Below are 8735 nucleotides of genomic sequence, written 5' to 3'. Positions count from 1 at the left end.
CACTGTGTCTATGGAGAGAACGTTGAAGCCGCGCTGCGATTCTTATTTAACGCCATGACAGCTAAGACTGACAACTCACCTTTTCAAGGTATCCCTGCCGCAATCTATGCCGATAATGGGCCGATCTCCAAAAGCACTATTTTCCAAAATGTCTTGTCCTGCTTGGATATCAAGATCATGACCCACATGCCTAAAGGGAGTGACGGTCGGCGGGTAACAGCCAGATCTAAAGGTAAAGTCGAAAGACCATTTCGGACAGTCAAAGAAGCTCATGAAACGCTCTATCACTTCCAGCAACCACAGACTGAAATAGAAGCAAACCAATGGCTCCATCGGTATTTACTAGACCTCCTGCATGAATAGTAAAAGAGTGTGACAGTAGCTTAGAGAGTATGTGCCAGGGCATTAGTGACAAGTTAAGAAAATTAGAGCGTTGTCAAGAGGTTGAAGAAAAAGTGTCAAACTGTTGCTAGTCAAATGTTTGAGGCAATAGGCACCTGATGACTCGAAGCCGCAGAAGTAACCGAGACCACGCCAAAAAACAAAATCAACCAGGGGTGGCAGATGAAGTCATCGAGGCTCAATTAGAGGCTTTACTGACACCAGCGATATTTAGCCAAAGTCTTTACTACCGCCAATTGGGGCTGAGAAATCGGCTCTTGAATTTGCCATTGATGATGGCGGCAGTGCTCACGCTACTATGGCGGAATGTGGCAGGAGTTAGAGAACTGACTCGGATGCTGGAGCGAGAAGGATGCTTATGGTGTCAACCCATTCAGGTCAGCTGGGCGGGAGACCCGTCCAGCAGTCAACAGGCGATGGCACAGCGATTTTTGACCTGAACGGCTGAGTTATTTGGTAGAAGTTCAGGGGGTAGCAAAAATCAGAGAAATCTGATAGGGTAAGGCACATGGAAAAGACAGTGCCAGAACTAATAGCGGCAATCAGCCCAGAAGAGTGGGCACAAGTACCAGTGAGCGTCCTGAAACTAATCGAAGAATTAGTGAGGCGGATGGATAAGATTGAACAAGAAGTGGCAGCACTGCGAACAGAAAATGAGTTGCTCAAAGAACAACTAGCCAGAACCTCAGCTAATTCATCACAACCACCATCAAAAAATTCTCTAACATTTAAGCCAAATCGAAAAGAACCTACAGGAAAAAAGCGGGGTGGGCAAATCGGACACATCGGACATGAACGAAAACTGTATCCGGTAGAAGTGTGTCAAGAAGTAATCGATCACTACCCAGCGCAATGTAGTAAATGTGGGTCAGAAGTTAGTGAAAGCATTAGCAGCCAAGCATATCGACATCAAGTAGTAGAAATTCCGCCAGTACAGCCAATTATCACTGAGCATCGATTTCATCAAATAACTTGTAGTTGCTGTGGCACAGAAAATCAAGCTTCAATAATGCCTGAGATTATTGGCAAGGGCGGTTATGGAGCAAGAGTAGCAGCTTATGTGGGTTTGTTTAGTAGCCAGTACCGACAATCCTATCGCCAAATCCAGAAAATTATGGAGGCGGTGTTTGGAATTGAGATGTCATTAGGCACAATCAATAACCTGCGAACAGAAGTAAGTGAGCTAGGCGGGTCACCCGCCCAGCAAGCTGTTAGTGGTGCGGTGACAGATGCACAAGGTTATATTCAGCAACAACCGATAGTCGGAGTAGATGAGACAGGATTTAAGCAACGCAATGGAGACGGTCAGAATGCCACCAAGACTAGTGGGTGGTTGTGGGTGGCTGTAACGCCATTAATAATTTGCTTCCAGGTAATTTTAAGTCGAGCCAGTACTGCGGCTCAAACCGTCTTAGGTTCAACATTTGCTGGATTTATTACCAGTGACCGTTGTCCTGCTTATAACTGGGTGGACATTGCCAACAGACAAATCTGCTGGGCACATCTCAAGCGAGACTTTATTCAAATCTCGGAGCGAACTGGAGTAAGTGCGGAGATTGGCGAATCGCTGCTAGTGCAAGAAAAACTACTGTTCAATCTTTGGTATCAGTTCAGAAATGAACAACTCACTCGAAGTGAGTTAGTACAGGCGGTTGAACCTATTCAAGCTAAGTTTTTGAGTATTCTGACTGAAGCTGCGGAACTTCAAATTGATGGCCATGAAAAAACACCCCTAGCCAAAACTGTGCGGACGTGCCGTAATTTGTTGAAGCTGGAGATTGCTTTGTGGTTATTTGTGCGCGAAGAGGGAGTCGAGCCGACTAATAATGCCGCTGAAAGAGCGATTCGTCCTGCTGTAATTTGGCGGCGGACTAGCTTTGGTTCAGATTCTGCTGCTGGCAGTGAGTTCGTATCTCGTTTGCTTACTGTTGTATCGTCACTTAATCTGCAAGAACGTAATATTCTCGACTTTCTGGTTGAATCTATCTCGGCTGCCCGTTCTGGTGAAATTCCACCTTCTCTTCTGCCTTAGCCCTGTGAACTTCTACGTTATTTGAAAGAACATTCAAGGAATTATTACCAGAATTGGGCCGCAAATGGCACAGCCGAAAACAGCGTCCATTACCGCCAAGTATTGAATTTACGAGAGCAAAGTTTAAGCGAATTTGGGCATGTGATGGCTCAACATTAGAAGCAATCTTCAGGAAGTTAGAAAGTTTAGCCGATGTCCCAATTGGTAAATTAGCCGGAAAAATGGGAGTAGTAATAGATTTAATCACTAGACTTCCAGTAGAAATCTGGTTTAAAGAGAATGCCAAAGCGTCAGATATTAACTTTGAACCAGACATTTTAAATCTAGTGCAAGCAGGAACATTACTCTTACTAGATAGAGGGTTCTATCATTTTCAATTCTGGCAGCAGTTAATCGATCGGGAAGTTCAGATAATTACACGCCTGAAGAAAGGTGCGGCTTTTCAAATCCAACGTGTATTTACAGATAGCTATAGTATCCGTGACAGATTGATTAGAATGGGGTCTGGGACGGAGAAGGCACCATACATCACTCTTCGATTAATCGAAATTCGCTCAAAGACAATTTGGTATTCCTATCTAACTAGTGTAGTTGACCCATTAATTTTACCTCCCTATGTAGTAGCTGATTTATATGGAAGACGGTGGCGGATTGAAGAAGCCTTCAACACGGTTAAACGATTATTAGGATTGAGTTATTTATGGACTGGTTCAATTAATGGAATTAAGCTACAACTTTACTGGGCGGGAGACCCGTCCAGTGGGGGACTTGGCTATTTTATGCAGTTTTAGTCGATTTAAGTGATGCTGTTGCTGATGAAATGACTTTACCCTTCGACCGGATTTCTTTGGAAATGATTTACAGAGGACTTTATCATTTCTATGTAGCTCATAACAAAGGTTTAGCTTCCGACCCCATTAAATATTTTTCTGCTCCTGAAAATCAAGATCTAGGTGTTGTCAAAACTATCCGCAAACCCAACGTCAAATTGATTATTGCCCCTTTTCCCGAACACAGGCATCCTGACGACCCATTTTTCTTCCAGTCAGCTTCTCAAACTCTCTTGACAGTTAGCTTACAGGCTTAACTTGTCACGAATGGTGCCAGGGGGTTAAAGTCAGAAGAAGACCAGACCCAATGCAAAAATGCAATATACACAACTAGAGCAGCTATCAAATGGTGAATTTAAGCGATTATGTGGAGTGAGTAGGGGGACATTTGGGGAAATGGTAGAAATATTAAGACCACAATTAGACCGGAGTGGGAAGAGGGGTGGACAAGCCAAACTCAGTGTCGAAGACCAGTTACTGGTGACGATGGAGTATTGGCGGGAGTACCGAACGCAGTTTCATATTGGGGTCAGTTGGGGAGTGGATGAAACAACAGTCGGGAGAATTGTCCGCAAAGTGGAAAATATCCTGATTAAATGTGGTAAATTTCGACTACCCAGCCAGAGACACTTAATCAAAGCAGGGCAAGAGTTACAGGTAACAGTAGTCGATGCGGGGGAGGTAGAGATCGAACGCCCAAAGAACGGCAGCGACGCTACTATAGCGGCAAGCAAAAATGCCATACTCTCAAAGCACAAGTATTAATGGATTGGCAGTCAGGACAGATAATTTGTGTGGCGATTGGTACGGGTAAAACTCATGACTTTAAGTTGCTCAAACGGAGTCGATTAGCATTTGGGCAAGGTCAACTGTGTTTAGCCGATAAAGGATATCAAGGATTTGCCAAACAGTTTGCTGGTGCTTGCCTTCCCACCAAGAAGCCTCGTAAGCAGAGGATATCTAAAGCAGAGAAACAACATAATCGCGCATTAGCTAAACTCAGAGTGCGAGTCGAACACCTCATTCGCCGCTTCAAGATTTTTCGGATCTTTTCAGGAAGATATCGGAACCGCAGAAAACGGTTTGGATTGCGTTTTAACTTAATTGCTGGTTTGCTCAACTTTGGTACCAGCTTAATTTGGCAGTAAACCCGAACAAATTTGGTAAAATATTGCAGTGCCTCGATCGATGCTCTGTGAGCCACTCGAATCGAGAAAAATGGGTGAGTTTGACCATCTAACAGTGGTGCTGCTTTCCGACCCTGGCATTCTGTCCGCCCTTAGTGCTGCTTCTCATGGACTTGCGAAAGCTTGTTGAGGAGAAGGAAAAGTCATAATATCAAGTCTCATCTTTTTAATATGACATAGGTGGCATACCCACGCAACAAGGGTTCAGCTTTTATTTTATAGAAGTAGAGATTTTCCTCTAGCGGCAGTGCCGAAACGATATGTTGAGATTCAAGCTTGGTTTTTAGCTAATTTTAAAAGAACGTCAGCTCCCTAATTCTTGAAAGAGGGAGATTGATACTACGATAAACTTCTATAAATGTATTATTTGGTGGCAGAAGCTAATTAAAACTGAAATTTAGCTTCGATCGAGTCGCTCAGATTTATATTAAAAAACAAAAATTTTCCCACCATAGGGGTTTGGAGCAAATTTTGGACAAGAACTATGTAAAACTGACAAATATCTCTGCAATGTACACCTATCCTTTAATCCACCTCTGGCTCCGAAATCGCATCAGCCAATGTCTTTGCCGCCTTACCCTGCAATTGCTGTCGCCCGTCATCATAGCGAATCAGCGTAGCCAAATTCTTGTGCCGGGAATGTGCCTGAGCCGAGCGCACGTCCCCACCATTGAGATCCAATAGTGCCGTAATACTAGAGTGTCGAATCTTGTGCGGACTCACCACCCGATCGATCCCCGCCGCCTCAGCTAGTCCGCCAACGATCTGATACAGTCTATCTACACTCAGCCGCGTATCTCGACTAGAGACAAATAGAGCTAGACTTTTACTCTCACCCATCCTCGCCAACCAATCAGAAATCGCCTCAACCGTTGCTGGAGCCAGATCGATCGGTTCCTTATCGATTCTCCCCTTCCCCTTGAGCATCAATTTCGCCTCATTGGGATAAAAATCTGTTCGATCGAGTCCACAGACTTCAGCACGCCTCAGAGCATTGTCCCACAGCAACCGCAGCATGGCATAATCCCGTTTACCCATAATGGTCGTTCGATCGATTCCATCGATTAATAGCTGAAATTGGTCGATCGAAATGCCCCTAGTATCTTTATAAGTCTGAGCCTTCACCGACTTGATATCGTCCAATCTAAAAGCACACAGTTTACGCTTGGCAGCATGAGTCACAAAAGACTTCAAAGCCGCCAACCGCGCATTCACCGTTCCGGCTGACAACTGAGCTGCCAGCAGATGTCCCCGATAGGCAATGACATAACCAATGGCATCCCATTCGGGGAGTTGGAGAAAAGCTAAAATCGTCTCTGGAGAAACCGATACTTGGAATTCACGCCGAAAAAAGTCTCTGAGTCCTGCTGCATAGGATCTGCGTGTAGCTGGAGATATTTGCAGTTGGAGAAATTCATCCCAGACTCCTGGCGCAATAGGTTTGACGGTCAACTGAGCTTCGGTCGAAGTATCTGAGACAATAGAACTGGTGCGAACGATCTTAATTTCAGGAAGATTAATCAACTTCACTCACCATCCACTTGAGAATACCCAAAATTCGGTCGATCGGATCGAGTGGATATTCAGTAACATCGATCGTTAAAACTTGCCCCGTCAGCTTGAGAAACTGCCACATCGTTCCGGTGGTGACGCTGCCATAGATCGTGGGAATTTCTTGTCCATTAGCTTGATTGAATTTCACAGCCGCAATCATTTCAGCCGCACATTGCCCCCAGCCAGCGTTCAATTCCCCTTTCTTAGCTTCGATGATGATAATCGCTGGGGCTTCGATACTCACTTCGGAAGTAGAGCGGGTGAGGAGAAAATCACACACTCCGTTCAAACCAGACTCTAGATCGATACTGAAGTCCGTACCCGAAAAGAAACTGACCTGACGATCGAGCAGTTCCCGAAATTCAAACAGCAATGGAGCGATGATTAGCTCCGAACGCACCTTCTCAGTCCCCAAGGTCACAGCCAGCGGAGCTGACTTTGCCAATAGAGTAGTTAACCACTCACCAGGAGTAAGTCTCGGTACATCACTAAAGAACGGCTCCGTGACGACTTCGATCTGAAATTGCCGCTTAACTTGAGCGATCGTGAAGCTGCTGTAGGGCATAGCAATTAGCTGTATAATTCAGAATAATTAACCAAATAACAAAGATTTTCTCAGCGCAAAAGCAAAGGAATTCAATACGGGCGAGATCTCCCAGAGCTTAAATTAAACTCCATTGCCATCCAACATCCACTTAAAAATACCGAGGATGCGGTCGATCGGATTGAGGGGATATTCAGTGACATCGATCGTTAAATCTCTTCCGGTCAGCTTGAGAAATTGCCACTGAGTTCCGGTAGTGACGCTACCATAAATTGTTAAAACTTCTTCTCCGCCTGCTATGTTAAATTTTTGCGCTGCGATCATTTCTGCGGCACATTGACCCCAACCTGCATTCAAATCGCCCTTTTTCGCTTCGATGAGCACAATTGCCGGAGCTTTGACAATCAACTCATTACTGGAACGGGTAAGGAGAAAGTCACAGATCCCATTTAAGCCAGACTCAGCATCGATACTAAAATCTACGCCAGAGAACAAACCAATCTGGCGATCGAGTAGTTCGCGAAGTTCAAACAGTAATGGTGCCACGATTAATTCCGATCTCACCTTTTCACTGCCCTGAGCCGCTGCAAAGGGAGCTGATACTTCCAAGGATTCCTTAAACCACGTTCGAGCAGTGAGTGTGGGTAGGTCTCTAAAAAAAATCCCCTTATGGACATTGAGATTGAACTGTTGCTCGACTTGAGTTAGTGTAAAGCTGCTGTAGGGCATAAATCGCTATTCTACTGTTAATTACAGCATATCACAACACTACAGACTAATGATAAGAGATATTATCGTGCATTAGGCAATTATTAGACAATATTTCAGGAGCAGTCCATGTATGATATGATTAGATAGGGAGAAACACGAATCACCGCAAGGCTTTTGGAGGTATTGTAACATCATGACTTATCAAGAAATTGTCAAGGCGATCGCGAGTCTTCCTGCCGCCGAGCGGGATAGTTTACTCGAACTAATTCGCCAGCAACAAATCGAGCACCGACGAGATGAAATTGCCGCAACTGGAGAGCGAGTTCGTCAAGCGGTCAAAATAGGCACAGCCCAAAACTTTGAGGATGTCGAAGATTTAAAATCGTATTTACAGGCAGACTCAGAGGATGAAGTTCATTATATCGATCGGGATGGTAATCCTTTGAGCTATCACATTAAAGATTTATATCCCACTGAGGAAGGTTATGACTATGTAACCAGTCAAGGTAAAATTTTCGATACTTGTCTTCCAGATTTAGTCGGTAAGTATGCTGGGGAATATGTTGTATTTGAAGATGGTCGAGTAATCGATCGTGATGTTGATGAAGATGCTTTACTCAATCGGATTTGGCAGACGGAGTTCGCAATTAGCAGACGAGAGCGATATCATGGAGTATTTTGCGAATTAGTGCCAGAAAAGTTAAATGCTTAAATTTTCATATACTAGGTATCCTGGTAATATTTCACCAATTCCAATCGTTAATTTCCATTTCAGAAGTTTAGAGTTTCCGCTCTTGATTACCTCTACCGATCTAGGAATTCTTGACACTGGATGTGACGTAACTCTAATCTCTTATACAGTTGCATCAAAGTTGCAATTGGAATTTTCGGGTAGAAAGAAGCCGATTCTGACGAAAAGCTCAAATCAGATCGTCATGGGTGTGCCATTTAGAGTTGATGTTAGTTTCGATTTCGATAATTATTTCACTACTAAAGTTTATGCTCTTCCTGATGATTTTATGCGAGATGAAGTAATTATTGGTAGAAATATTCTGAATCGTTATGTTATCAATTTGGATGGTCGTAATGGAGTTTTTACAATTTCTTAGAATTTCTTAGAGGCAATCGAAGACTGGATGGCTAAATCTAGAGAAACCCCTGCTAAATGCCTCCGCTGTGCCCCCCTATCACCAGCCGAAGCTAGAGCCAAACATCCTAACTGCTGGGATGATAAGCTTTGTACTGCTCGACGCTTCTACATCAATAATCGCGATCGAATCAACCAGAAGCGAGCACGTAAACGGATCGAAACCAATCATCAAGTTTCTGTCCCAGATGTGAAGTATGGCATTCTTCATGTGTGGCGGGAGAACAGGGAAGATTCACCGATTCATGCGCTCGGGGTAGAGATTTGGGAGCAGAACACTAAGATTGCAATGGTGGCTCCCGTTCACTGTGCGGGGTGGTTGCCCAAT

8 protein-coding genes and 3 pseudogenes are annotated in these 8735 nt (G+C 44.3%); 8 read left to right on the top strand and 3 right to left on the bottom strand.

Features of this window, described 5'->3' with window-relative positions; translation table 11 throughout:
* The 5 genes and pseudogenes from ACEW9J_RS18845 to ACEW9J_RS18825 form a co-directional block, all read left to right on the top strand.
* Positions 1-345, top strand: a pseudogene (locus ACEW9J_RS18845) (IS481 family transposase); the annotation flags it as partial.
* Positions 346-500: 155 nt separating this feature from the next.
* Positions 501-839: pseudogene (locus ACEW9J_RS18840) on the top strand (IS4 family transposase); the annotation flags it as partial.
* A gap of 71 nt (positions 840-910) precedes the next feature.
* Positions 911-2434: an IS66 family transposase gene (locus tag ACEW9J_RS18835; RefSeq protein WP_373546631.1), complete on the top strand. Its 1524-nt coding sequence runs from the start codon at positions 911-913 to the stop codon at positions 2432-2434.
* A gap of 17 nt (positions 2435-2451) precedes the next feature.
* Positions 2452-3521 (top strand): annotated as a pseudogene (locus tag ACEW9J_RS18830) (IS4 family transposase); the annotation flags it as partial.
* Positions 3522-3579: 58 nt separating this feature from the next.
* A protein-coding gene (locus tag ACEW9J_RS18825; RefSeq protein WP_373546630.1) for an IS5 family transposase occupies positions 3580-4412 on the top strand; the annotation gives its coding sequence in 2 pieces (ribosomal slippage) (positions 3580-3967 and positions 3967-4412; 834 coding nt in all).
* A 564-nt stretch (positions 4413-4976) separates the two neighbouring features.
* Here ACEW9J_RS18825 and ACEW9J_RS18820 read toward each other — a convergent pair.
* From ACEW9J_RS18820 to ACEW9J_RS18810, 3 genes are all read right to left on the bottom strand, one after another.
* Positions 4977-5981: a tyrosine-type recombinase/integrase gene (locus tag ACEW9J_RS18820; RefSeq protein WP_373546629.1), complete on the bottom strand. Its 1005-nt coding sequence runs from the start codon at positions 5979-5981 to the stop codon at positions 4977-4979.
* The gene (locus tag ACEW9J_RS18815; protein ID WP_373546628.1) at positions 5968-6570 is read right to left on the bottom strand and encodes a hypothetical protein; all 603 of its coding nucleotides are present in this window, start codon (positions 6568-6570) and stop codon (positions 5968-5970) included. Before ACEW9J_RS18815 ends, ACEW9J_RS18820 begins: the two co-directional genes overlap by 14 nt.
* Positions 6571-6672: 102 nt before the next feature.
* Positions 6673-7278 (bottom strand): hypothetical protein, encoded by a 606-nt coding sequence (locus ACEW9J_RS18810; RefSeq protein ID WP_373546627.1) that lies wholly within the window; start codon positions 7276-7278, stop codon positions 6673-6675.
* Positions 7279-7453: 175 nt separating this feature from the next.
* Between ACEW9J_RS18810 and ACEW9J_RS18805 the strand changes: the two genes are divergently transcribed.
* The 3 genes from ACEW9J_RS18805 to ACEW9J_RS18795 form a co-directional block, all read left to right on the top strand.
* The gene (locus ACEW9J_RS18805; protein ID WP_373546626.1) at positions 7454-7972 is read left to right on the top strand and encodes a hypothetical protein; all 519 of its coding nucleotides are present in this window, start codon (positions 7454-7456) and stop codon (positions 7970-7972) included.
* 82 nt (positions 7973-8054) lie between these two features.
* Positions 8055-8369, top strand: a complete 315-nt coding sequence (locus ACEW9J_RS18800; RefSeq protein ID WP_373546625.1) for a retroviral-like aspartic protease family protein — start codon at positions 8055-8057, stop codon at positions 8367-8369.
* A 27-nt stretch (positions 8370-8396) separates the two neighbouring features.
* Positions 8397-8735 (top strand): hypothetical protein (locus tag ACEW9J_RS18795; RefSeq protein ID WP_373546624.1); only part of this gene is annotated, 339 nt, incomplete at its 3' end.

The sequence above is a fragment of the Chamaesiphon sp. genome (assembly GCF_041737865.1).
Taxonomy (GTDB): Bacteria; Cyanobacteriota; Cyanobacteriia; order Cyanobacteriales; family Chamaesiphonaceae; genus Chamaesiphon.
The sequence above is the reverse complement of the archived record's forward strand: the minus strand, read 5'-3'. Positions and strand labels throughout refer to the sequence as shown.

Bases quoted from the DNA above. Each gene is read 5' to 3' on its own strand.
- ACEW9J_RS18805 (WP_373546626.1), top strand. From the start codon at position 7,454: ATGACTTATCAAGAAATTGTCAAGGCGATCGCGAGTCTTCCTGCCGCC.
- ACEW9J_RS18835 (WP_373546631.1), top strand. From the start codon at position 911: ATGGAAAAGACAGTGCCAGAACTAATAGCGGCAATCAGCCCAGAAGAG.
- ACEW9J_RS18815 (WP_373546628.1), bottom strand. From the start codon at position 6,570: ATGCCCTACAGCAGCTTCACGATCGCTCAAGTTAAGCGGCAATTTCAG.
- ACEW9J_RS18810 (WP_373546627.1), bottom strand. From the start codon at position 7,278: ATGCCCTACAGCAGCTTTACACTAACTCAAGTCGAGCAACAGTTCAAT.